The following is a 24,851-nucleotide window of genomic DNA, read 5'->3' on the forward strand; positions in this document are numbered from 1 at the left end:
TCTTTGCCGCCGCAAAGAAAAGTAGGCAAAAGAAAGCGGCTCACACCGCTAATTCTTAAGCGGGAACCGCAGCATTTCTTTGGTAGTGGTGCATCTGGAATCCGGTCCCCCGCGCATTACGCGCCAGTGAAAAAGCACTCATCAGCTCCCACTCCGCACTACGTGCGTCGCGGATGGGTACACCACGGAAGGCGAAACACCGATGGTTCTAAGAACGGCCCGGGGGTGCGCGAAGCGCCGCCGGAAGAATGACTGCCTTGTCACAAGAGCGGAATGTGCGGGAGCACGGATTCCAGATGCACCACTACCAAAGAAATGCTGCGGTTCCCGCTTGAGAGTTAGCGGTTTGAGCCGCTTTCTCTTGCTTACTTCTCTTTGCGGCGGCAAAGAGAAGTAAGTGCCCCCCCGCACAGGGGGAACGCTAATAGACCACTAACAATGCAAGGAAAGGCCAAAGGCCAAAAAGCCAGTGCAACGATAAAACCAAAACCCTCATTTCCTCCGCGCAGTAAGCGCAGTCTCCGCAAGATCCACCTCCCTCATCAACCTGTTCAAAGTCTCATCATTAATTTCCTGCGAATGCCTAAGCGCCAGCAAGGCCCCCCTCTCAGCCCGCATAGCGGCCAACCTCATCCTGAACTCCAGCGCATCCGCGCGGCGCGCCATCTCCCTCGGCTCGGGCTCCTCCCCCAACGCGACGATCCGTCGCCGATACCCATCCATGACCCGCGCGGTCACGTCCACCGCATACGCCGCCTCGGACTCGTCCAGATCCGCACACTCGGTCTCATGCACGTCGTCGACCGCACGTATCGCCGCCTGCGCCGCCATCGTCCTCGCATGAACCTCCTCCGCCGCATGCGGATCCTTGCCCCTGCGCCAGCCACGCAACAACAGCGGCAATCCCACCACCGCCACCAGCAGCGAAACCAGTATCACGCCCGACGCAATGAAAATCGCCAGATCGCGTCCGGGTAACGGCGCGCCGCCCGGCAACGCCTCGGGTAACGACAACACGCCCGCCAAAGTCACCGCGCCACGCACGCCCGCAACCGTCGTCACCGTCACCGTCCGCAAACCCGGCACCGCGTTCGTCACACCGTGCTTCGCCGCGCCCCGGCTCGCAAACCAGCGCAGCAGCCATACCCAGACGAACCGCATCGCATACAACGCCACCGCCACCGCAGCGATATAGCCGATCAACCGCCAGACCTGCGCATCGCTGGTCTCGTGCGCATCCAGTAACGCGCGTCCAAGAATGTGCGGAAACTGCAAACCCAACAGAATGAACACCATCCCGTTGAAGACGAACTCGATCATCATCCACGTGTTGCTCGCGCGAATCCGCGTCGCCACCGGCGCGGCATTCGCAATCGTCGCGTAGTTCATCATCATGCCGGCCGCGACCGCGGCGAGAATGCCCGACCACTCGAAATGCTCGGCAATCAGATAAGCCGCGAACGGAATCAGCAACGTCATCACGACGCCCGGCGCCGGATCGCCCTCCTCGCTCAGATCGAGAAAACGCGTCGACAGAAAACTGAACACCCAACTCACCGCCGCCCCAACCGCCAGACCACCCACGGCAATGATCACGAAACTGATCGACGCTTCCCGTAACGAAAACACCCCCGTCAACGCCGCGGCAATCGCGAACTTCAACGCGACCAGACCGGACGCATCGTTCATCAACGCCTCGCCTTCGAGAATGTGCATCAGCCGCCCCGGAATCTTGCCGCGCCCGGCAATGCCGCTCAATGCGACCGCGTCGGTCGGCGACAGCACCGCGGCCAGCGCGAACGCCACCGGCAACGAAATGACCGGCACCAGCGCATGCACGAAATAACCGACGGCCAGCACCGTCATGAACACGAGTCCCAGCGCCAGCATCAGAATCGATCGGCGCGCCATGAAGAATTCGCGCTTGGGAATGCGCCATCCATCCGCGAACAGCAGCGGCGGAATGAACAGCATCATGAAAATTTCCGGATCGAACGTGACATGCAGTCCAAGCCTCGGCCAGGCCAGCACGGCGCCAATGGCAATCTGCATCAGCGGCAAAGGCAGTGCAAACGGCAAGACGCGAATCGCTGCGCCCGATGCAGCCACGGCAAGCAAAAGAATCAATACGGTGAAGACTATTTCCATCGGCCTTATCTGGTCGAATACAACGGGGCTATCACGCTATTTCCTCGCTGATCGTCGGCGGTGTCGCCGCGTACCGATCCCGAGGCGCAAGGCGGCAGTGTAGCCCGAGCCTCGTCGAGGCGACCGCGAGCGCCACAACACCGCAACACGTCCGCACGCACCGCGACGGTGCGCACAAGCCCCCACGCGGCGCATTGCCCCTTTCGTCGGTGCAATCTTTCATGCAAATTTCAAGTGGATATGCGCCAGCGTGCGCACGGAGCTTGCTTTAGCAATATAGGTAACGCACATTTGGAGATACGGCGCCGAGGTTGTTCGCTTCCGCGATCGGACCGGCCCGGCTCTCGCGTGAGAGGATTGCATGACGATTGCGCAACAGGAAAGAACGGCCTCCGTGCCGCATGGCTTCGATGTCGAAGTGACGTCGGGGCTCGAGCGTTTTTCGGTTCAGCATGGCGAGCTGACGCTGAGCAGCGTGTTTCAACCCATCTTCAGTCTGTCGCACATGCGGGCAGTCGGCTATGAAGGCCTGCTGCGCGCGCACGACTCGCTCGACCGGCCGGTGTCGTCCGTCGACGTGTTCGGCGAGGCCGCGCGCCTCGGCGATGTGTTGCACGTCGACCGGCTCGCGCAGACGCTGCATCTGGAAAACTTCAAGGTGCTGGGCGCGGAGCGCGAGTGGCTGTTCCTGAACGTGCACCCCGCCGCGCTCTCCGATCCGTATCTATCGGCCGCGTTGCTGGCGAGTCTCAAGCGGCTCGATCTGCCGCCGCGGCGCATCGTGCTCGAGATACTCGAACAGCGCGCCGACGACCTCGAACGTCTCGCCGAAGCCGTGCGCCAGTTCCGCGAGCGCGGCTTCCTGATCGCGCTCGACGACTTCGGCGCAGGCCATTCGAATGTCGAGCGGATCTGGCAATTGAATCCCGATATCGTGAAGCTCGACCGCATCATGCTGTCGCATGCGGCACATCGCGCCGATATGGCGACGATTCTGCCGGGGCTGGTCGCTTTGCTGCACGAAGCGGGCAAGCTGGTGCTGATCGAAGGCGTGGAAACCGAGCACGAAGCGCAGATGGCGCTCGCCTGCAACGCCGACTTCGTGCAGGGCTTTTTCTTCGGTCGCCCGAGTCCCGGCGCCGCGGACGCGCTGCATGCAACGACTTGCATCAGCGAACTCACCGAGCGTTATCGCGATCAGACCGAGGCCCGCGAGCGTCGCAGCGCGAGCCGGCTCACGCCGTATTTGCGGGCGTTCGAGCGCGCCGCCGAGCGCCTTGCCGCCGGCGAACCGCTCGAAGAAGTCTGCTGGAATTTCCTCGCGCTCGATCACGCCGCACGTTGCTTCCTGCTGGACGCGAAGGGCAAGCAGGCGGGCCGCAACGTCGTGCTGCGCGCCGACCGCGCGGCGCACGAGACGCGCTTCCTGCCGCTCGCCGATGCGCAAGGCGCGAACTGGCTGCGTCGCCCGTATTTCCGCGACGCAATCAACGCGCCGGATCGTGTGCATGTGACGCGGCCGTATCTGTCGATCAACGAGGCGTTGCCGTGCGTGACGCTGTCGGTGGCGACGCGCGTCGACGGTCAGACCTGCGTGCTGTGCGGCGATATCGACTGGGTCGACGAGTAGCGGTTCTGCGATGATGTCGTTTTCAACGACGCTACATCGCACTCATGTCCGTTCTCCTCGAAGTCATTGCCACCACCGTCGCGGACGCGCGCATCGCCGGACAGGCCGGCGCCGACCGGCTCGAACTCGTCACCGCGATGGGCGAAGGCGGGTTGACGCCGAGCGTCGGTCTGATCGAAGCGGTGGTGAGCGCGGTTGCGATTCCCGTGAATGTCATCGTGCGACCGCACAGCCGCTCGTTCGTGTACGACGCGGACGATCAGGCGGTGATGATGCGCGACATCCGTGCGATCAGATCCGCGGGCGCGAACGGCATCGTGATCGGCATGCTGGACGCCGACGGTGCAATCGATCGCGACGCACTCGCCCGCGCGGTCGAGGCGGCCGACGGTCTGGCCATCACCTTCCACCGCGCATTCGACGAAGTGGGCGACCAAGGCAAGGCGCTCGATGTTCTGCTCGGCTTCGAGTCCATTTCGAATGTCCTGACTTCCGGCGGCCAGCCGTCGGTCTTGCAGGCCAAGGACCAGATCGGCGCACTGGTGCGGCAAGCGTCGGGCTCGCATTGCACGGTGCTGGCGGGTGCGGGATTGAGCGTCGATTCGGTGGAAGATTTCGTGCGCACGACCCAGGTCCAGGCCGTGCATTTCGGTTCTGGCGTGAGAGTCGACGGCAATCCGCTGGCGCCAGTCGATCCGGCTCGCGTCGCCCGTGTCCGGGAAATAGTGGATCGCGTGCGCTAACACGGCTTTATTCGCGATCGGTCGAAAGAGACGCCCACAAAAAAGCCGCTTCGGGACCCACGTCCCGAAGCGGCTTTTGCATTACGTCAAGAAGCCCTCGCTGCAGCAAAGAAAACTACTTCGCGACCACTACCGGAATGCCGCGCAACTGCCCGGCGCCCTTGACTTCTTCCAGCGATTTCTTCACCGACGCACCGGTCGCCGCTTCAATCTGCAAGCGTGCTGCCAGATCCCGCTCGCCGCGCTTCACGCCGGCCAGATTCGCCAGCTTCACATGACCGTAACCACGCACGCGAGCATGCAGGTCCGCGAGTTTAGCTACGTCTTCCAGATTGCCGGCGTCGAGCTTCGCCAGCGCGCGCGACAACGTGGTTTCATAGTCGTCCGCCAGTTCGCGTTCCATCTTGCGTTCGAGCGTGCGGCCGAACGGATCGATCACCGTGCCGCGCAGTGCGCTGAATTTCGCCATCACACCGAGCACCGGCCACATCCACTGACCGAAGGTCTTCTTGGTCGGATTGACGCCCGGTTGCGGACGCGTCAACGTCGGCGGTGCGAGGTTGAACTTGATGCCGAAGTCCTTGCCCGCCACGCCTTCGAACTGCGCTTCGAGTGCCTGACGCAATGCGCCGTCGCTATGCAGGCGCGCCACTTCGTACTCGTCCTTCACGGCGAGCAGCCGGTAGAACGTCGTCGCCACGGCACGCGTCACGCGCTCGCTCTTCGCATCCACGGTGGCTTCCGCGCGGCGTGCCGCGTCGACCAGCGCACGATAGCGCTTCACGTAGCTCGCGCCGCCATACGTTTGCAGACGGCCTTCACGATGCGCGATCAGTTCATCGAGCGTATCGACGCGCACGGTTGGCTTCGCCAGATGCCGCGCCGTCCACAGCGATTCGAGCGCGGCCGGGTCTTGCGCGGCCAGACGGCCGATCGAGAACGCCAGCTGGTTCATCGGCACCGCGACGTTGTTCAGTTCGATCGCGCGCATCATCGCCGCGAACGACACCGGCACCAGACCGAGTTGCCATGCGTAACCGAGCATCAGGATATTCGCGCCAATGGTGTCGCCGAGAAAGCGCGTAGCAAGCGCCTGCGCATCGCACGTCGACATACGGTCTTCACCCGCGGCGTGACGCATCTTGTCGACCAGCGCATCGGCGTGCAGCGTCGCGTCCGGATTCGTCACGAAGGTCGCGTTCGGAATCGCATGCGTGTTGACGACGATCCGCGTCCGGCCATGACGCACCGTTTGCAGCGCATCGGCACTCGCGCCCACCACCATGTCGCAGGCGAGCAGCACGTCGGCTTGCTGCGTGTCGATACGCACCTGGTTGAGCCATTCGTCGCGTGCCGCAAAGCGCACGAACGACAGGACCGAGCCACCCTTCTGCGCAAAGCCCATGAAGTCGAGCACGGACGCGCTCTTGCCTTCCAGATGCGCGGCCATGCTGATCAACGCGCCGACCGTCACGACGCCCGTCCCGCCAACGCCCGTCACCAGAATGTCGTACGGCGCGGCATCGAGATGCGTGGCCGGAATCGGCAGTGCGTCGACGCGTGCGGCCAATGCAGCCGGATCGAACGCGGCGCCGGCGCCTTTCTTCAGCTTGCCGCCTTCCACCGTGACGAAGCTCGGGCAGAAGCCGTTCACACATGAATAATCTTTGTTGCACGACGACTGGTCGATACGACGCTTGCGGCCCAATGCCGTTTCAACCGGTTCGACCGACAGACAGTTCGACTGCACGCCGCAATCGCCGCAGCCTTCGCACACTTCCTCGTTGATGAACAGACGCTTGTCCGGATCGGGGAACTCGCCTTTTTTCCGGCGACGCCGTTTCTCCGCCGCGCAGGTCTGGTCGTAGATCAGCACGGTCACGCCCTTGGTCTCGCGCAGGTCGCGCTGCACGGCGTCCATTTCGCTGCGATGGTGGAACGTGGTGCCCTTCGGGAACAGGTCGTGGTGGCCGTCGTATTTCTCCGGCTCGTCGCTTACCACGACGAAGCGCGACACGCCTTCGGCTTCCACCTGACGCGCGATCTGCGGCACCGAGATGCTGCCGTCGACCGGCTGGCCGCCGGTCATCGCGACCGCGTCGTTATAGAGAATCTTGTACGTGATGGTCGCCTTCGCGGCCACGGCCTGGCGGATCGCCAGAATGCCGGAGTGAAAGTACGTGCCGTCGCCGAGATTCTGGAACACATGCGGCGTTTTCGTGAACATCGAGTGCGATGCCCAGTCCACGCCTTCGCCGCCCATCTGGATCAGACCGGTGGTGTCGCGCTCCATCCACGAGGCCATGAAGTGGCAGCCGATACCGGCGTGCGCGATCGAACCTTCCGGCACCTTGGTCGACGTGTTGTGCGGGCAACCCGAGCAGAAGTACGGCGTGCGCTTCACGCTGTCCGCTGCGTTCGAGAGGATTTGCGGCGCGACCAGATCGCTCACGCGATCGCGGCGGTCGAGCAGCGGCTTGTGCTTCGCGAGCCAGCTCGCGAACACCGGCAGAATGCGCGACGGCCGCAGTTCGCCCATGGCGGAGAGCAGCAGCGTGCCGTCTTCGGCGTTCTTGCCGACCACGATGGGACGCGCGCCCTGCGTGCGGTTGTACAGATAATCCTTGATCTGCTGCTCGATGACCGGGCCTTTCTCCTCGATCACCAGCACTTCGGAGAGACCCGACACGAACGCGTCGATCCGCGTCATTTCCAGCGGGAACGACAGACCGACCTTGTAGATGCGCACGCCGGCCGCTTCCAGATCGGCCACCGTCAGATCGAGCCGGCGCAGCGTTTCCATCAGGTCCAGATGCGCCTTGCCGCACGTGACGATCCCCACGTTCGCATGCGGGCTCGGCGCGATCCATTTGTCGATGCTGTTCACGCGCGCGAAGTGACGCACGGCGTCGAGCTTCGCGTGCATGCGCGCTTCGATGGTCAGGCTCGGCAGATCGGGCCAGCGATTGTGCAGACCGCCGGCCGGCGTGTCGTAGTCCTGCGGCGCGGCCCATTCGGTTTGCAACGCGTCGAGGTCGACCGTCGAGCCGGATTCGACCGTTTCCGAAATCGCCTTGTAGCCGACCCATGCGCCCGAGAAGCGCGACAGGGCCCAGCCGTACAGACCGAATTCCAGCATGTCGGCGATGTTCGACGGATTCACGACCGGCATATGCCAGGCCATCAATGCGAAGTCGCTCTGATGCGGCATGGACGACGACACGCAGCCGTGGTCGTCGCCCGCCACCACCAGCGCGCCGCCGTGCGGCGACGAGCCGTACGCGTTGCCGTGCTTGAGCGCGTCACCCGCGCGATCCACGCCCGGGCCTTTGCCGTACCACATCGCGAACACGCCTTCGACGGTGCGCTCCGGGTCCGACTCCACACGCTGCGTGCCGAGCACGGCCGTGCCGCCGAGTTCTTCGTTGATGGCCGGCAAGAAGCGAATATCACTCGCGGCGAGCAGTTTTTTGGCTTTCCACAACTGCTGGTCGACCATGCCGAGCGGCGAGCCGCGATAACCGCTGATAAAGCCGGCGGTATTCCAGCCGCGCGCCTTGTCGAGCGCACTCTGCATCAGCGCGAGGCGCACCAGCGCCTGCGTGCCGGTCAGGAAGATGCGGCCGCGCGTGGCGGTGAGGTTATCGGACAGCTTGTAGTCGGCGAGGGCGGGCGTGCCGTCGATGGGCAGGCGAGCGGTCATGGGTGAGTCTCCGTTGTATTGCATCCGCGCGCGGTGGTGGGGACCACAAAGGTGACGCAGCGAAAGAGACTCTATTTTTTAGCGCCGATTGGAGTGAATTTTTTCTAGTTTGCCCGGCGGGACGCGAATGAGCGAGAAGACTCGTACGTTTTAATGAAGTTTTGAGGGGGAATCTCTCCCGCCGGGCGGAGATTCGGGTAAGCCCTGGTAAGCCCGGCGGGGTCTTGAGGCGGTTGTTATACGTTGATGTCGCCGAGGATCCTGTGCGCCAGAGCCTTGGCTTCCTCGAGTGCTTCTTCCGGCGTGGAGGTGGTGGCCTCGACGTGGTAGTCGGTGCTTTCCCCGCTGCCGCTGTCGTCGCCATCTTCGTCGTTGCGGGACAGCGTAACCAGACCCTGCCACGTGTCGGCCTTCACTTCCTTGATCGAAGCCGTAGCGGTGTAGGTGCCCTTGGTATAGGTGATGTCGTCCATCGCGTCGCTCCTTGTTCCAGCGTGAGTCGGATTTTCATCCTAGCATGCGACCGCGGTCCGGCTGACCGCTCTGCGCATCCGACTACAGCAACGCGACCACTTCATCCAGCGAAGGCGCGTGCGCGCCAGCGTGCCGGCAGGCCGCCGCGCCAGCCGCCAGCGCGAACGCCAGATGCTCCGGCCACGCGCGTTGCGAAGCCGTCATCAGGCTGAACAGCAGGCCGCCGATCGACGCATCGCCGGCACCGACGGTGTCGGTCACCTCGACACGCGGCGGCCGCGCTTCCACCACCTGGTCGCCGTCGATCAGCGTGGCCGCTTCCGGTCCGCGCGTCACCAGGATGGTGGCGCCCGGGTTGAGCGAGCGCACTTTGGCGAGCGCGCCGGCTTCGTCGTCGTCCTTGAACAGCATGCGCAGATCTTCGTCCGACACCTTGATCAGATCGGCGAGCGCGGCCATTTTCCGCAGCGTCGGCTCGTAGCCGTGCTCCATCAGATTGCGGTAGTTCGGATCGAAACTGATCTTCACGCCGCGCGCGCGCAATTCGGCGGCGAGGCCGGCGAGCGTATCGCCGAGCGGCTGCCGCACGAGACTGATGCAGCCGAAGTGCGCCCACTTCACCTGCTCGATCCAGCCGGCCGGCAGACGCGCCGGATCGAAGGCCAGATCGGCGCCGTTTTCGCCCATGAAGAAGTACGCGGGCGGATGCGTGCGATGCACGATGGCCAGCAACGGCGGCCGCTCGACGCGTTGCATGAAGCGCATGTCGAGCCCGGCCGCGACGCTCGCGTCCCACAACTCGTCGGAGAAGTTGTCGACGCCGAGCGAGCCGGCGCACGCCGTCGGCAAGCCCAGCCGCGCGACGCACCGCGCGACGTTCCAGCCGGCGCCGCCTGGCCGCGACAGCCACTGCGAATGGCCGGTGCTGACGAGGTCGGTGAGGATGTCGCCGGCGGAAACGAAGAAGGGAAATTCGGTCGATGGACTGGATTGGGTCATTTCGAGTGCTCCGTGGCGGCGGATTCGCTGGACGCGCCCTCGGCCAAGGCATGCGCGAGAACCTCGTAGCAGGCGCCCATGGTGTGATAGTCGGTCTTGCCGGCGGGACTTTTCTCGTCGCTGTATTTACGGTTGTCGCAGGTGAGAATGCGATACCACGCGCCGTACTGGTGATCGACGAAGTTCGACCAGCTATAGCGCCAGATCTCGTCGTACCAGTCCCAGAAACGTTCGTTGCCGGTGCGCTTGCCGAGCAGCGCGGCGGTCGCGAAGGTTTCGGCCTGCACCCAGAAGTACTTGTCGTGATCGCAGACGGTACCGTCCGGGCCGAAGCCGTAATACAGGCCGCCGTGATCTTCGTCCCAGGCATGCGTCATCGCGGCGTCGAACAGTTCGATCGCGCGCGGCAGCAGCCAGGGCAACGGGCGGAAGCGCTCCAGAATGAGCAGCAACTTGGCCCATTCCGTCTGATGGCCGGGCTGAAAACCCCACGGCCGGAAGATGTTGGAGCTGTCTTCCTCGTTGTAATGCCAGTCCACCGACCAGTCGGCGTGAAAGTGCTCCCACACCAGACCTTGCGAGAGCTTCGCCTGGCGCAGCGTGATGTTCGACGCGACCCGTTCCGCGCGATCCAGGTAGACCAGATGACCGGTCGCTTCGTGCGCGGCCAGCAGCGCCTCGGTGGTGTGCATGTTGGCGTTCTGCCCGCGGTACGAGCTGACGCGCCATTCGGGGCTGGCTTCGTCGGCGTACAGGCCCGCGGCGGCATCCCAGAAACGGTGTTCCATCAGTTCGAAGGTCGCGGCGATCATCGGCCGGGCTTCTTCGATGCCAGCCATCGCCGCATGCGAATACGCGAGCAGCACGAACGCGAGGCCGTAGCAATGACGGGTGGCGTCGAGCGTGCGGCGCTTGCGGCCGTCTTGCCATTCGATTTCCCAGTCGTAGCCTTCGTGCTGCGCGTCCCAATGGGCGTCGCGCAAAAAGCGCAAACCATGGCGCGCGTACTCCAGATGCTGCGGGTCGCCGAACTGGCGATACGCCATCGCATAGTTGAAGACATAGCGGCAACTGCTCACCAGATGACGCGTGGTCGCGTCGTAGACAGAGCCGTCGTCGCGGAAGAAATGGAAGAAGCCGCCGCTCGGGTCGAGCACGTTCGGCGCGTAGAAGCGCAATGTGTCCTCGACGTGGGAGAGCAGGAAGTCGCGGCTGCGGAAGTCGGCGACGGGCGGCACCGGGCTGCCGGCGGCGGCGCCTCGGGCGGAGAGAAGCGAGTCGGATTGGGTCATGGCGTTTTCACCAAAGTACTGGCACGAGCGATGAGACGAACGGGGAGGCGGACTTCCAGTTCGGCGGGTGCGTCTTCGAGCAGGAGTTCCACGCCGCGCCGGCCGAGCGCTTCCTTGTCGACCGAAATGGTCGACAGGGGCGGCGTGGCGTGGGCGGCGGCGGGAATGTCGTCGAAGCCGATGATGGCGATGTCTTCCGGCACGCGCAGACCGCGTGAGCGGCAGGCGCGCAGCGCCGCGAGCGCGGCGGCGTCGTTATAGGCGAACACCGCATCCGGTTGCGGACCGGGCGCGTCGAGCAACTGATGCATCGCGCGCGCGGCGCCGCTGTCGGGATCGAGGCCGGCGTCGATGGTCACTTCCAGCGACGGATCGAACAGCAGCCCCGCTTCGAAGAAAGCGCGCCGGTAGCCGAGCGCGCGCTGCGCAATGCTGAAGTGCGCGAGCGAGCCACCGATGAACGCGATCCGCTTGCGCTGCTGCGCGAACAGATGCCGCATGGCTAGCGCGGCGCCCGCGGCGTTGTCCAGATTCACCGAGCGCAGGCCGGGCGCCCACAGGTCGATCAGCACGAGCGGACGTTGCATGGCCGCGAGCATGGTCAGCGTTTCCGGCTCGACGAAGCCGGCGACCGCGACGGCGTCGGGTGCATGCAGGCGCATCTGCGTAACGACGTCTTCGGTGGCGCCGGCGGTGAGCACCGACGGCACGATGCCGCGTTCGCGGCACACGTCTTCCACGCCATGCAGCACGTGCGAAAAAAACGGGCTGACCGCGAAATTGTTGTGCTGGCGATGCAGCAGGAACGTGAGCCGGCGGATTCGCGGACGCAGTTGAGCGGCGTCGTAGCCAAGCTGGCGCGCGGCTTCGACGACTCGCAGGCGGGTGGCCTCGGACAGGCCGGGCTGGTTCTTCAGTGCGCGGGAGACGGTGCCGATCGACACGCTGGCGGCGCGGGCAACGTCGCGGATGGTGGTGGCCATCGGGTAGGCGCGGCAGCGCAGGCGGCCGCGAGGGTTTCAAGTCCGGGCGATTGTATAGTAAAACCCGCTTGAAAAAGCCAACCTGCGACAGGCTGGACACCAGTAAATACCCGTACATAAGGCTTTTTCAGCCAGATATTCTGTTTAGTAAAATCGACTAAACATGCCGTAGTTAAGAAATGTTTGGAATTGTCCTATGCCTTCTGGCCGAGGCGACAGCGGCGGCGTTTGGGCGTGAAATAACGAAAAGCCGCACGAGGCGGCTTTCTCAGATAACGCTCAGGGAGGGCGCTTATGAATGTTCTGTTTGCACTGCGCGCGTATTCACCGCCGCACGACGCCCGCGTCCGGGTCGGGCGCGGCGGTCCCGGTTTCGCCGGTGGTGTCGCGGGCGCCCCAGCGCTGCGCGAGCGCGGCGCACACCATCAACTGGATCTGGTGGAACAGCATCAGCGGCAAGACCACCGCCCCTACGGCATGCGCCGCGAAGATGACCTTGGCCATCGGCACGCCGGACGCGAGGCTCTTCTTGGAGCCGCAGAAAATAATCGTGATCTGGTCCGCGCGATTGAAGCCGAGCCGCTTGCTGACGAATATCGTCACGGCCAGCGCGAGCGCCAGCAGCACGCCACTGATCACCACGAGGCCGCCGAGCGCGGACAGCGGAATCTGATGCCACAGGCCTTCGTTCACGGCTTCGCTGAACGCGCCGTAGACCACCAGCAGGATGGAACCCTGGTCGACGAACTTCAGCACGCCGCGGTTGCGCTCGATCCACTTGCCGATCAGCGGGCGCAGCAGCTGGCCGGCCACGAAGGGCACCAGCAGTTGCAGCACGATGTCGCCGACCGTATGCCAGGCCGACGAGCCGCCGGCCGCCTGGTTGGTGACCATGAGACTGACAAGAGCGGGGGTGAGGAAGATGCCGAGCAGGCTCGAGGCCGACGCGCTGCAGACGGCGGCCGGCACGTTGCCTTTGGCAATGGAGGTGAACGCGATAGACGACTGAACCGTCGACGGCAACGTGCAGAGGAAGAGGACCCCCGCATAGAGCGCCGGCGTAACAAGTGGCGAAAGGATCGGCTTAAGCGCGAGGCCGAGCAGCGGAAACAGTACGAAGGTGCTCAGCATCACCAGCAGATGCAGGCGCCAATGCGTCGCCCCCGCCACAATCGCTTCGCGTGAGAGCTTGGCGCCGTGCAGGAAAAACAGCAGCCCGACCGCCACGTTCGTCAACCAGTTGAAGCCGACGGCAGCCTGCCCGTGCACGGGCAGAAGGCTGGCAAGAATCACCGTGCCCACGAGGGTCAAGGTGAAGTTGTCGGGGAGAAGTTTGGGGCGAGCCATTTAAGAATCTCGAATCGATAGGGCGGAGCATGCCGCCACGGAAAAGCGGCCATTGTTGTTGATTCTCAATTGAAAATGCAAATTCATTTACTGAATCGATTGATGATGCCCCCACATTACTGGCGGTTCGGGTCTGCTAATCCAGCGGTCGACGTTGGCGGTCCATTCTTCATACGCAGCGCACAGCATCGTTCTCGCCGAGCCCCGCGTACAAACGGTTTCCGCAGAATCGCGCAAGAGGTATGTCGCGTAAAAACGTCGTGGTAACAAGGTGTTACATCAAGGGGCTGGGCCTAACACTTTTTGGCTCGACACCCTTTGCCGACACCCATAAATTACGTGACCAAGCCGTCGGGATATCCGCTTTGCGAGTCCTTCGCAGCGCTCGTATCGGTCCCGGAATAGGTTCACCGCAGCTCGAACGGTGAATTTCAGGCAGCTCTTCGGGCATGTGAGTTGACAGGGTGGACGGGTTGTCGAGAACCAAGCGGTGGGCGTTTGGCGCGGTCATCGCCGTGCTGTGCTCGTTCGCCTACGCCAGGGCGCCTGGCATGCCGCACAGCGGCGGTCCGGCAGGTGGCCACGGCCATGCGGCCGCATCGGCATATCGCACGTATGGCACGTATGGCACGTATGGCGCGTATCGCACGCCGGGTGGGACTCTCCACCGCGAGGCGGCTCCGACAGGTTCGTATGCGCGCAACGACCGTCACGCCCAGTCGGCCAGCCAGCCGCTTTCCCGCTCTTACGGCGAATCGCGCCGGGCTCCCGTCGCCCGACCCGAGAACTACGCCGGCGATCAGTTCGCCGATGGCTTCGGCGCCTACAACACCGGCGCTCATCGAGCCGGGCCGCCCGCTTACCGAAATGCCGGCCGCGACGGCATGCAGTTCGCCGGCGCCATTACGCCGGTCAGCACGGAATCGCGGTCGGTGCCACGGCCGCCGCCCAATGCGCCGGTACGCACCGGCTCCATCCGGGCCGACGTCGCGCGCTACAACGAAGAGCGCGGTGCCCCGCGCATGATGCAGCGTCAGGCAGGCGACTCGCGCCCCGCCGAAGACTTCCCCTACCGTAATTAGCCACGAACAGCCACAACCAAGCCGCGTCCGCGCGGCTTTCTCATGTGCGCGTCCGACAAAGCCGTAGAGCCGTCTCGCTCCAGTGCTGCGTCATCGGAAATTTCCAGTTTCTTTAGGTGAATCCGCCCGTTCTCTGCGATCTCACACCGTCGGAGAATCGTCACGCCCTCGCCTCATGGCTTGCCGCGCCGCTTCTCCCGGCAGTTGCGGCCTTCAATCTGACGTTTCGACGCCACACTTTTTTGAAATCGCTCGGCAGCGGACCGTGTCCCGTCGTCAAATCGGTTCGCTTCTTCCTGAATGCGTAATACGCATGTCATTAGAAGCGTGATTAACGGCTCGGGCGCCGTGCAGCCACCGCTTTGCGCGGTATTGCGCGGTCTGGGGCGAGCCGTTCCGATATGCCCAAGGTCTGACGAGCGCGTCTCTTTATCAGGCCTTTAAGCGACAAAACTAATCAGACCGATATACCCGCAATAACCAGCGATATTTTTGTTCATAAAAATGGTCCGCAAAGATGGTCCCGCCCAGTTTGGCTCGACGATCTCACGGACAACAAACAATGGCCCGGACGAATGAGCCCTTTCGCCCAGGCAACCCCCTTTTGACAAAGACAGGAGAACCCATGAAAACAGGCATCAGCAGTGCACTGAAGACCACCCTCAAGGCAACCGCGTGTGCCGCTTTGCTGGCCAGTGCATCGTCTGCTTTTGCGCAATCGAGCGTGCAACTCTACGGTCAGGTCGACGAATGGGTCGGCGCGCAGAAATTCCCCGGCAGCAAAACCTCCGTGCAGGTGTCCGGCGGCGGCATGTCGACGTCGTACTGGGGGTTGAAGGGTTCCGAAGATCTGGGCAACGGCTACAAGGCGATCTTCGCGCTGGAAGGCTTCTTCCTCGCCCAGAACGGCCAGTACGGCCGCTTCACCGGCGACACGATGTTCTCGCGTAACGCGTACGTCGGCGTCGAATCGCCGTACGGCACCGTGACCGCCGGCCGTCTGACCACGCCGCTGTTCGTGTCGACCATCCTGTTCAACCCGTTCATCGACTCCTACGAATTTTCGCCGATGGTGTGGCACACCTACCTCGGCCTCGGCACCTTCCCGACCTACTCGACCGACCAGGGCGTGACCGGCGACTCCGGCTGGAGCAACGCGGTGGAATACGCGTCGCCGAACTTCAACGGCCTGACGGCGACCGCGATGTACGCGCTCGGCAATACGACGCAGAACGGCGCGAAGAAGTGGAGCGGCCAGGTGTTGTACTTCCACGGCCCGTTCGCGGCGACCGCCGTCTACCAGTACGTGAACTTCAACAATTCGCCGAGCGACCTGGGCAGCCTCGCCGCATCGGGCATTCCGGGTTTGAAGAGCCAGAGCGTCGCGCAAGCGGGCGTGTCGTACGACCTGAAGTACGTGAAGTTCTTCGGCCAGTACATGTACACGTACGACCAGCAGACCATTTCGAGCTGGCACGTGAACACGGCGCAAGGCGGCGCGTCGATCCCGGTCGGTCCGGGCACGGTGATGGCGTCGTATGCGTACTCGCGTGACGGCGGCGGTTACGACCAGACGCGTCAGACCGCGGCACTCGGTTATGACTACCCGCTCTCGAAGCGCACGGACGTGTACGCGGCCTACATGTACGACCACATCAGCAACATGTCGAGCGGCAACACCTACGGTGTGGGTCTGCGCGCGAAGTTCTAGGCGCGTCGGCGTCGGCGTCGGCGTAGATCTCGCCTGACCGCCCGACACTCGCTCGTTCACACGAAGCCCGCCTTCCCCGGAAGGCGGGCTTCGTCGTTTCAGGTCTCGATGCCGGCGAGTTTGCCGCCCCATTTTTGATAAACCCGGCAAAATGACGTCGATTGATTCCTGAGGCGAGCGATTGAGATGGATACCCTTGTCAGCATGAAGGTGTTCCGCCAGGTGGTGGAAGTCGGCAGCTTCGTCGGCGCGGCCGAGCGCATGGAGATGTCGGCGGCCATGGCGAGCAAGCACGTGATGCACCTCGAGCAGCAACTTGGCGCGCGCCTGCTGAACCGCACCACGCGGCGGGTCGCGCCCACCGAAGCGGGCCGCGAGTACTACGAGCGTCTCGCGCAAGTGCTCACCGAGCTGGAAGAGGCCGAGCAGGTGGTCGGCGCGGCGAGCGTGGTGCCGCAAGGTCGTCTGCGGGTATCGTCGCTAACGGCATTCGGCTTGAGTTACGTGATGGCCGCGGTAGCCGATTACGCGGCGCAGTATCCGCAAGTCACCGTGGATATGACCTTGTCGGACCGCGTGGTCGAACTGATCGACGAAGGTTTCGACGTCGCCATTCGCGCGTCGCCCGGCGGCATGAAGTCGTCTTCGCTGATTGCGCGGCAATTGGCCACCGCGCATCTCGTGCTCTGCGCGTCCCCCGCCTATCTGCGCCGGCACGGCACGCCGAAATCGGTCGCGGATCTGGCGCGGCACAACTATCTGCAATATGCGGGCGTCTCGCCGCTCGAAATCGCCACCACGGCGGGCGAGGCGACGCCGCGCGTGCGTCTGTCAGGCAACCTGATCGTCAATCACCTGGAAGCGCAGCGCGTCATCGTGCTGCAAGGAGCGGGCATCGCGATGCTCGGCACCGAGGTGATCGGCGACGACCTGGCGGAGGGCCGGCTCGTGCCGCTGCTCGTCGACGAGATTCCGCCGCGCGAGTTGCCCATTCACGTGGTCTACGCGAGCCGCCGGCACTTGTCCGCGAAGGTCCGCTCGTTCGTCGACTTTCTCGCCGAGCGATTCGCGAACGAATCGCTGTGGCCCTCGCTCGAGCAGATCATCGCGCTGGCCGCGCGCTGAATACAACGCGCGCCTTGAACAGGCGCGTGCGCCGCGCGGACCTTATCGCGCGATGCCCAGCCGCGCCTTCGCGTCGTTGTACTCCTTCGTCAGACGCTGCACCAGTTCGCCGACGCCCGGCACGTCGTCCATCAGACCGACACCCTGGCCTGCGCCCCAGATGTCTTTCCACGCCTTCGCCTTGTCGCTGCCGAAGTTCATCGCGGTCTTGTCCGATTGCGGCAGCGCTTCCGGATCGAGGCCCGCATTCACGATACTTTCGCGGATGTAGTTGCCGTGCACGCCGGTAAACAAATTGGTGTAGATGATGTCCGAAGCCGCCGCGCTGACGATCGCCTGCTTGTAGCTGTCCACCGCGTGCGCCTCCTTGGTCGCGATGAAGCGCGTGCCCATGTACGCGAGGTCGGCGCCCATCGCCTGCGCCGCGAGAATCGAGCCGCCGTTCGCAATCGAGCCGGACAACACGATCGGACCGTCGAACATGCGTCGCACTTCGCCCACCAGCGCGAACGGCGACATCGTGCCGGCATGGCCGCCGGCGCCGGACGCCACCAGAATCAGACCGTCGACGCCCGCTTCGAGCGCCTTCTGCGCGTGCCGCAGATTGATCACGTCGTGCAACACGATGCCGCCATAGCTATGCACCGCATCGACGATCTCGCGCGCAGGCGCCCGCAAGCTCGTGATGAAAATGGGCACCTTGTGCTCGACGCACACGCGCACGTCGTGTTCGAGACGGGTATTCGATTGATGAACGATCTGATTGACGGCAATCGGTCCGATGATCGCGTCGGGATTCGCGGCCTGGTGGTCGGCCAGTTGGGACTGGATCTGCGTGAGCCATTCGTCGAGCGCTTCTGCCGGGCGAGCGTTCAGCGCGGGGAACGAGCCGACGATACCGGCCTTGCATTGAGCCAGCACGAGTTCGGGATAGCTGACGATGAACATCGGCGAAGCAACGACGGGCAGCGCTAGTTTTTGCAGAACGGCGGGCAATGCCATAGTGCGAGTCTCCTGGTTGAGCGGACGGCGCAGCGTGGCGCGCCCGCGATAATCGAGTTTAGCTGCACGAGGCCTATGACATCGGGCTGGCGGGCAGGTGCCGGTTCTGCGCATGAGCCTCGTCGCGAGAATTTCAGAACGGTCGTGCGATTATAGGGGAAGCCTCCGGCCCGTGCGGACTCCCGCGTTTAGAACAGTTCGAAGGAGTGTTCAGGTTCTATGTTTGCGTGGGCTAACCCACCCCGTACCGACATACTGGCCTCCTACAATGCCCGGACATCCAAACGACAAGAGAGACGACATGGCCTTCGAGAATTTCACGCCCTTTCGCGTCGCCGTCGGCGAGGTCGATATCTTTGGAGTGAAGGGCGGAGCGGGGCCGCCGCTCCTGCTGTTGCACGGTCATCCGCAATCTCATCTCATCTGGGCCCGGTGCGCCGCCCGGCTTGCCGAACACTTCACCGTCATCGCGACCGATCTGCGCGGCTACGGCGCGTCGGACAAACCGCTGAGCGACGCCCAGCATCTCCCCTATTCCAAACGCACGATGGCCGCCGATCAGGTCGCCGTCATGCGTCACTTCGGCTTCGAGCGCTTCATGGTGTGCGCACACGATCGTGGCGCGCGCGTCGCGCATCGTATGGCGCTGGATCATGCCGACGCAGTCGAGCGCCTGATGCTGCTCGATATCGCGCCGACGCTCGCGATGTACGAAGCGACCGATCGCACGTTCGCCACGCTGTACTTCCACTGGTTTTTCCTGATCCAGCCGGAGCCCTTGCCCGAGACGCTGATCGGCGCCGATCCGGCCGCCTACGTGAACGCGGTGATGGGTGGCCGGCATGCGGGACTGGCGCCGTTCGAACCGTCGGCGCTCGACGCATATCGCGCGGCGCTCGCGCAACCGGGCGCCGTGCACGCGATGTGCGAAGACTATCGCGCGTCGGCGAGCATCGATCTGGAGCACGATCGTGCGGACATCGAGCGAGGACACAAGATCGGCTGTCCGTTGCGCGTGCTGTGGGGCGAAAAAGGCGTGATCGAAAAGTGCTTCGACGCGTTGACGGAATGGCGTCATGTCGCGCGTGACGTGAGCGGCCGCTCGCTGCCGTGCGGCCACTACATCCCGGAAGAGGCCCCCGATGAACTGCTCGCGGAAATATTGTCGTTCTTCGAAGCGCTCGAGCAGTAGTCAGTCGCACGCGGCCGAAGGCGTAGGCGGATTAACAGCCAGTGTCAAGATTCTGTAGGGAAATCACCAATGCAGCCAAAAATCGGCGCGCGTATTATGCATAACGACGCTGATCACGTCCGACAGAATTTGCGCCGCTCGCCTTGATGGTCGAGCGGCTTTCTTTTTGCGATTTGTTTTCTGGCTTTGTATTTACAGCCGCGCGAGCACGCGCTCGCCGTCCACTTCCAGCGGCCCGTTCTTCGCCGCCAATTCCGACACCATCGCCCGCAGCAATGCCGGCCATTCGCCGCGCGGCGCGAGCATCGACGCAGCGGCACGCATCACCGAGGCATCGTCGACCAGTTGCAGCAGCGTGTCGAATCGCATCTCGCGCACGTCGAGCAGTTTGAAGACGATCAGCACCTTCAGCGCGTTCTTCGCATTGCGCAGCGGATCGGCACGCAGCCACGCGATGCGGGAAAACGCCCGTTCGAGCGCCGCGGCGACATTCGTGAAGGGCGCGCCATGGCCGGGAATCACGAGCCGCACGTCCAGCCTCGCGATGGCTTCGAGCACCGCTTGCTGTTCCGCGAAACCGCTCTCGCCTTCCAGTTCGGGGAAGATGACGCCGAAGCCGTTTTCCCACAACGCGTCCGCGCTGATCAGAATGCCGTGTTCCGCGCAATACAGCATCAGCGAATGCGGATCGTGACCGGGCGCGCCGAGCACTTCCCAGTCGAGCGCGCCGAGCGTCAGATGCATACCGGGAGCGATAGTCCCGGTGAAGCCGAAACGATCGCAATGCTGTCCGGTGGGACGAAACGTCAGCCGCGCTTCATCCCAAGCGCTCACCGCGTCGGCTTCGGCCACGGGGATCGCGGTCCGGCACGGCCACGTCGCCTGCAGCAGCGCATTGCCGCCGCAATGATCCGAATGCAGATGCGTGTTGACGATCAGATCCAGCGGCCGCGCCCCTAACGTTTGCTGAAGTAGCGCGAGCGTTTGCGGCGCGTGAGTCGCGTAGCCGGTATCGACCAGCGCAACACGCTCCGCGTCGATCAGCAGCACGTTGTTCGACGACAGCCAGCCGCGTTCGAACACGCGGATCGATTCCGGGAGCGAGATCATGGTGCCGGGGCCTGGGCGTTCTGCTTCGACGTGGCGTCGCCCTTCGGCATCACGAGAATTGTCGACGTGCCAATCAGCAGAACTTCGCCGCGCTGATTCACCACCGTGCCGTCGAGATGCGTCAGGTCGCCGTTCAGGCTGCTCTTCCAGTACGCGTCGCGTACACGCCAACTGAGCGTGAGCGTGTCGCTCGCCTGCACCGCTTTTTTCAGCTTGATGTCGAACTCGAGTCCGAGCGGCTGCGCATAGCGCGAGAAATGCGTGGCCAGCAGCGCCATGAAATAGGCGGTGGGTTGCGTGCCGGATGCGATCAGTCCGCCGAAGCGGCTTTGCGCCGCGTAGGCCTCGTCGTGATGCAGCGGGTTACGGTCGTTGACGAGCGCAGCGAAGGACTTCACCGATTCCACCGATAACGCCAGCGTATCGCTGAACGTCTCGCCAATCGTCACGACGCGTGGTGCGGCGTTCATGTTCGACCTTTGGCCTGCCTGGCCATGAATTCCACGTGACGGACTTCGATTGCGTCCCACACCGCGCGCTTTGCTGCGTCGTCGAACAACGCCCAGCCGGCGATTTCCTCGATGGTGCGCAGGCAGCCTTCGCACCAGCCGCTCGACGCGTCCATCCTGCACACGCTGATGCACGGCGACGGCACGCCGACGACGTCGTCGTTACCCTTGCCCTTGTCCTTGCCGCTCGAGTGACCGAAGCCGTCGCTCATGGACTCAGGCCGTCTCGCGCAACGCGACGTCGAGCACGGGCGCGCCGGTCAGCGCAATCAATTCCTGCGCGGTCAGATTGAACACGGCATGCGGATGCCCGGCCGCCGCCCACAAACTGTCCAGCGCCAGCAGATCGGCGTCGATCAGCGTGACGGGTTCGGTCGCATGGCCGATGGGACACACGCCGCCGATCGCATAACCGGTTTTCTCGCGGACGAATTTCGCATCGGCCCGGCCGATCTCGCCGACCTGCGCGGCAACTTTTTTCTCGTCGACGCGATTCGCGCCGCTCGCCACCACCAGCACCGGCGCATCGTCTTCACGACGGCGGAACAGAATCGACTTGGCGATCTGCGCGACCGAGCAGCCGAGTCCGGCAGCGGCTTCGGCGGAGGTCTTGCCGGTTTCCGGCAGCATCACGACGCGGCCGGCGTGACCGCGTTCGCGCAATAAAAGCGCGACGCGGCGCGCCGACTCGGGCAACGCAGCGAGATCGTCGGATTCGGGAGAAGCGTGTTGCGTCATCGTTTTCATTCCTGGTTGAGTGGCGGCCGCAATTGCGACCGCTAGCCGGGCATCACACGCAATTGACAGCCGCTTCGCTGCGCGCTTTGGCGAGCAGCGCCTTACCCGCGCGCGACACGTTCGGACGGCCGATCGAGGTCGAGATGAAGTCCCCGATTGCCACGACTTGCGCGAGGTCGATACCGGTTTCGATGCCGAGGCCGTTCAGCAGGTACAGCACGTCTTCGGTCGCGACGTTGCCGGTGGCGCCTTTCGCATACGGACAACCGCCGAGCCCGGCCACCGACGCGTGATAGATCTCGATACCTTCCTGCAACGCGGCGTAAATGTTCGCCAGCGCCTGACCATAGGTGTCGTGGAAGTGGCCCGACAGACGTTCGCGCGGAAACACCCGGGTCACTGCTTCGAAGATTTCACGCGTGCGTTTGGGCGTACCCACGCCGATCGTATCGGCAATATCGATCTCGTCGCAGCCGAGCGCGGCGAAGCGTTCGACCACGTCCACCACCGAGGCCACCGCCACTTCGCCCTGATACGGACAACCGAGCGCGCACGACACGCTGCCGCGAATCCGCACGCCGTGCTCTTTGGCCGCCTGTGCGACCGGTGCGAAGCGGTCGATGCTTTCCGCGATGCTGCAGTTGATGTTCTTCTGCGAGAACGCTTCGCTGGCCGCGCCGAAGATCACGATTTCATCGGCTCGCGCGGCGAGCGCGCCTTCGAAGCCACGCAGATTCGGGGTCAACACCGAGTAGATCGTGCCGGCGCGGCGCTCGATGCCGGCCATCACGTCGGCACCGTCGGCCATCTGCGGCACCCATTTGGGAGACACGAACGACGCCGCTTCGACATTGCGAATGCCCGCCGCCGAGAGGCGATTGATCAGATCGATCTTGATCGCGGTGGGGACGAATTCTTTTTCGTTCTGCAGCCCGTCGCGCGGACCGACTTCGACGATCTTGACTTGCTTGGGTATGGCCATGATGTGTCTCCTGCCGCTTCAGGCGGCGCTCCTTGAATGGGATTGGCTAGTGGTGTGGGTGTCAGTATCCGCGGTTTATGTCGACGATGCCGCCGACCGCTTCGCCGCGCCGCAACGCCTCGATTTTTCGCGCGATCTGCGCGACGCTGTCTTCGCGCAGCGTGAGCGCCGATACATGCGGGGTGATCGTCACGCGCGGGTTCTGCCAGAACGGATGATCGTGCGGCAAGGGTTCGTCGCGGAACACGTCGAGCGTGGCGGCGGCAAGTTGCCCGCTCGCGAGCGCGTCGAGCAGATCCTGCTCGACCAGATGCGCACCGCGCGCCACGTTGATCAGACGCGCGCCACGCGCGAGCTTCGCGAAAGTGCGTGCGTTCAGGATGTCGCGCGTGTCGGGCGTGTGCGGCAGCAGATTCACCAGCACCTGCACGCCGTCCAGAAACGCGTCGAACTGCGCTTCGCCGGCGAAGGTCGTCACGTTGTCGACTTGCCGCGCGCTGCGGCTATAGCCGCGTACCGGCACGCCGAACGAGGCCAGCGTCTGCGCGACATGGGCGCCGAGCACGCCGAGTCCCAGCACGCCCACCGTGAACGTTCCCCGCGGATGCGGCTCCAGCACTTCCCAGCGGCGTTCGCGTTGCAGCGTCTGGTACTCGTCGAAACGGCGCAGGTAGCGCAGCACCGCATGCGTGACGTACTCGGCCATTTGCGGCGCCATACCGGTGTCTTCGAGCCGGATTAGCGGCACGTTGCGCGGCAGCGTGCCGGGCTGGTCGTGTTCGAGCGCGAGAATTGCATCGACGCCCGCGCCGAGATTGAAGATGGCACGCAGATCGTCGCGGCCCGCGAGCAACTCGCGCGGCGGCCGCCAGACCACCGCGAAGTCCGCCGGCGCGGTGTCGCCCGCACGCCACTCGCGCAATTCGGCTTCCGGCAGCGCGCGGACGAAGTCGCGTTGCCACGCGGCGGAGTCGGCGGTGGGCAGATAAAAGAGGATTTTCATACGATCGGGAGCAGACAGGCGCGGGTGGCGAACCCAGCGCGAACGGGCCACGGCAGCGCGACAAGCGGCTGGAACGACTCGGCTGGCATGGGGCTCCTCGTTTTATGAACAGGCTTCATTCTACTTTTTCGACGCGTATCGCGGGTATTGGCGGCTCGCCATGCGGCTTTGGTCCGCGCCAGGTTCGCATCCTGGTATTCGCGTTGGTCCTCGCCTTGCCGGATAAACAAAGCACAAAAACTTGGTTCGCCCGCGCGGCGGGTGGCGGGACAATTGGTGTCCGGATGCCCTTCGAGAGGGATAGACATGCTTCCATGCACGAAATCGACGTGGCCACCCAGGCTCGTCACCGTCCCCGGCCTGCACGGCAGCGAGGGCGCCCACTGGCAGACCTGGCTCGAGCGGCAGTTCGCGCGCTCGCTGCGCGTCGAACAGAACGACTGGGACGCGCCCGATCTGGCGATCTGGGCGCAGTCGCTGCGCGATCTGCTCGCCCGCGAACGCGGCCCGTTCGTGCTGGCGGCGCATAGCTTCGGCTGCCTCGTCGCCGCGCATGCGTTGCAGCAGACCTCGTTCGCCAACGACGTGGTCGGCGTGCTGTTCGTCGCGCCCGCCAGTCCGCAGAAATTCACTTTCGCCGGCCCGTTCGAGGCGCGGCGTCTCGGCGTGCCGTCCATTCTGATCGCCAGTGAAACCGACCCGTGGATGTCGCTCGCCGGCTCGCGCGAACTCGCGCAGCGTCTGGGCAGCGCGTTCGTGAATCTCGGCGACGTGGGGCACATCAACACCGCGGCGGGTTTCGGACCCTGGCCGCGCGCCAAGTATTTCGTCGATACGCTCGTGCATTGCGCGGCGCCCCTGCGGTTTCGCGAGGAAAACGTCGAGCCCGTGCAATACGCGTTCGGTTGATCGCACGATCCGGTTTGCGCATCTCAGCTCCCACGGGCGCCGCACCGGCGCCAGACGAGCGCCAAACCAGCGCCAAACCAGCGCCACACGAGCGCTCGACGAGTAAGCAATCCGTTAGAATCCCGCTTCACGCCGCGCGTCCGTGCGGCCACCGATTTCTATCAACGAT

At 64.0% G+C, this 24,851-nt stretch carries 21 protein-coding genes; 7 read left to right on the plus strand and 14 right to left on the minus strand.

Annotated features, from left to right (window positions below):
- Window positions 1–492: 492 nt before the first annotated feature.
- Complete coding sequence (locus FQ746_RS17755) at window positions 493–2,148, minus strand: Na+/H+ antiporter (protein WP_144110773.1); 1,656 nt, start codon at window positions 2,146–2,148, stop codon at window positions 493–495.
- A 361-nt stretch (window positions 2,149–2,509) separates the two neighbouring features.
- Here FQ746_RS17755 and FQ746_RS17760 point away from each other — a divergent pair, with 361 nt between their 5' ends.
- Together FQ746_RS17760 and FQ746_RS17765 are read left to right on the plus strand one after the other, a co-directional pair.
- Window positions 2,510–3,778: an EAL domain-containing protein gene (locus FQ746_RS17760; protein ID WP_144110775.1), complete on the plus strand. Its 1,269-nt coding sequence runs from the start codon at window positions 2,510–2,512 to the stop codon at window positions 3,776–3,778.
- Window positions 3,779–3,822: 44 nt separating this feature from the next.
- Complete coding sequence (locus FQ746_RS17765; protein WP_144110777.1) at window positions 3,823–4,521, plus strand: copper homeostasis protein CutC; 699 nt, start codon at window positions 3,823–3,825, stop codon at window positions 4,519–4,521.
- A 115-nt stretch (window positions 4,522–4,636) separates the two neighbouring features.
- Here FQ746_RS17765 and FQ746_RS17770 read toward each other — a convergent pair whose 3' ends face one another.
- From FQ746_RS17770 to FQ746_RS17795, 6 genes are all read right to left on the minus strand, one after another.
- On the minus strand, window positions 4,637–8,224 hold the full coding sequence (locus FQ746_RS17770) for an indolepyruvate ferredoxin oxidoreductase family protein (RefSeq protein ID WP_144110779.1): 3,588 nt from the start codon (window positions 8,222–8,224) through the stop codon (window positions 4,637–4,639).
- A gap of 236 nt (window positions 8,225–8,460) precedes the next feature.
- Window positions 8,461–8,697 (minus strand): hypothetical protein, encoded by a 237-nt coding sequence (locus tag FQ746_RS17775; RefSeq protein ID WP_144110781.1) that lies wholly within the window; start codon window positions 8,695–8,697, stop codon window positions 8,461–8,463.
- Between the two features lie 82 nt (window positions 8,698–8,779).
- Window positions 8,780–9,697 (minus strand): carbohydrate kinase family protein, encoded by a 918-nt coding sequence (locus tag FQ746_RS17780; RefSeq protein ID WP_144110783.1) that lies wholly within the window; start codon window positions 9,695–9,697, stop codon window positions 8,780–8,782.
- Complete coding sequence (locus FQ746_RS17785) at window positions 9,694–10,989, minus strand: AGE family epimerase/isomerase (RefSeq protein WP_144110785.1); 1,296 nt, start codon at window positions 10,987–10,989, stop codon at window positions 9,694–9,696. Before FQ746_RS17785 ends, FQ746_RS17780 begins: the two co-directional genes overlap by 4 nt.
- Window positions 10,986–11,972, minus strand: a complete 987-nt coding sequence (locus FQ746_RS17790; protein WP_144110787.1) for a LacI family DNA-binding transcriptional regulator — start codon at window positions 11,970–11,972, stop codon at window positions 10,986–10,988. The genes FQ746_RS17785 and FQ746_RS17790 overlap by 4 nt, the downstream gene beginning before the upstream one ends.
- A gap of 324 nt (window positions 11,973–12,296) precedes the next feature.
- Window positions 12,297–13,319 (minus strand): bile acid:sodium symporter family protein, encoded by a 1,023-nt coding sequence (locus FQ746_RS17795; RefSeq protein ID WP_144110788.1) that lies wholly within the window; start codon window positions 13,317–13,319, stop codon window positions 12,297–12,299.
- A 473-nt stretch (window positions 13,320–13,792) separates the two neighbouring features.
- On the opposite strand from FQ746_RS17795, the gene FQ746_RS17800 reads away from it, so the two are divergent.
- From FQ746_RS17800 to FQ746_RS17810, 3 genes are all read left to right on the plus strand, one after another.
- Window positions 13,793–14,401, plus strand: a complete 609-nt coding sequence (locus FQ746_RS17800) for a hypothetical protein (RefSeq protein ID WP_313955576.1) — start codon at window positions 13,793–13,795, stop codon at window positions 14,399–14,401.
- Between the two features lie 625 nt (window positions 14,402–15,026).
- Window positions 15,027–16,112: a porin gene (locus FQ746_RS17805; RefSeq protein WP_144110790.1), complete on the plus strand. Its 1,086-nt coding sequence runs from the start codon at window positions 15,027–15,029 to the stop codon at window positions 16,110–16,112.
- A gap of 186 nt (window positions 16,113–16,298) precedes the next feature.
- Window positions 16,299–17,237, plus strand: coding sequence for a LysR family transcriptional regulator (locus FQ746_RS17810; RefSeq protein WP_144110792.1), 939 nt, complete (start codon window positions 16,299–16,301; stop codon window positions 17,235–17,237).
- A 42-nt stretch (window positions 17,238–17,279) separates the two neighbouring features.
- Here the strand turns inward: FQ746_RS17810 and FQ746_RS17815 are convergent, their stop codons facing one another.
- Window positions 17,280–18,239: an NAD(P)H-dependent flavin oxidoreductase gene (locus FQ746_RS17815; RefSeq protein ID WP_144110794.1), complete on the minus strand. Its 960-nt coding sequence runs from the start codon at window positions 18,237–18,239 to the stop codon at window positions 17,280–17,282.
- A 301-nt stretch (window positions 18,240–18,540) separates the two neighbouring features.
- On the opposite strand from FQ746_RS17815, the gene FQ746_RS17820 reads away from it, so the two are divergent.
- Window positions 18,541–19,431 carry an alpha/beta fold hydrolase gene (locus FQ746_RS17820; RefSeq protein WP_144110796.1) on the plus strand — a complete coding sequence of 297 codons (891 nt, stop codon included), beginning with the start codon at window positions 18,541–18,543 and terminating at the stop codon, window positions 19,429–19,431.
- A gap of 192 nt (window positions 19,432–19,623) precedes the next feature.
- On the opposite strand, the gene FQ746_RS17825 is transcribed toward FQ746_RS17820, so the two are convergent.
- The 6 genes from FQ746_RS17825 to FQ746_RS17850 form a co-directional block, all read right to left on the minus strand.
- Window positions 19,624–20,541 carry an MBL fold metallo-hydrolase gene (locus tag FQ746_RS17825; protein ID WP_144110798.1) on the minus strand — a complete coding sequence of 306 codons (918 nt, stop codon included), beginning with the start codon at window positions 20,539–20,541 and terminating at the stop codon, window positions 19,624–19,626.
- Entirely contained in the window at window positions 20,538–21,011 is a 474-nt protein-coding gene (locus tag FQ746_RS17830) for a MaoC family dehydratase (RefSeq protein ID WP_144110800.1), read from the minus strand. Before FQ746_RS17830 ends, FQ746_RS17825 begins: the two co-directional genes overlap by 4 nt.
- Window positions 21,008–21,262, minus strand: coding sequence for a DUF1289 domain-containing protein (locus FQ746_RS17835; protein ID WP_144110803.1), 255 nt, complete (start codon window positions 21,260–21,262; stop codon window positions 21,008–21,010). The genes FQ746_RS17830 and FQ746_RS17835 overlap by 4 nt, the downstream gene beginning before the upstream one ends.
- A gap of 4 nt (window positions 21,263–21,266) precedes the next feature.
- Window positions 21,267–21,788, minus strand: a complete 522-nt coding sequence (locus FQ746_RS17840) for a YbaK/EbsC family protein (protein ID WP_144110805.1) — start codon at window positions 21,786–21,788, stop codon at window positions 21,267–21,269.
- 52 nt (window positions 21,789–21,840) lie between these two features.
- Window positions 21,841–22,770, minus strand: a complete 930-nt coding sequence (locus tag FQ746_RS17845) for a hydroxymethylglutaryl-CoA lyase (protein WP_144110807.1) — start codon at window positions 22,768–22,770, stop codon at window positions 21,841–21,843.
- Window positions 22,771–22,831: 61 nt separating this feature from the next.
- Window positions 22,832–23,773, minus strand: coding sequence for a 2-hydroxyacid dehydrogenase (locus tag FQ746_RS17850; RefSeq protein WP_144110809.1), 942 nt, complete (start codon window positions 23,771–23,773; stop codon window positions 22,832–22,834).
- Window positions 23,774–24,079: 306 nt separating this feature from the next.
- Between FQ746_RS17850 and FQ746_RS17855 the strand changes: the two genes are divergently transcribed.
- Window positions 24,080–24,682 (plus strand): RBBP9/YdeN family alpha/beta hydrolase, encoded by a 603-nt coding sequence (locus tag FQ746_RS17855; protein WP_144110811.1) that lies wholly within the window; start codon window positions 24,080–24,082, stop codon window positions 24,680–24,682.
- Window positions 24,683–24,851 lie beyond the last annotated feature (169 nt).

Origin of the sequence: Paraburkholderia sp. BCC1886 (assembly GCF_900996245.1) — a bacterium.
Classification (GTDB): domain Bacteria; phylum Pseudomonadota; class Gammaproteobacteria; order Burkholderiales; family Burkholderiaceae; genus Paraburkholderia.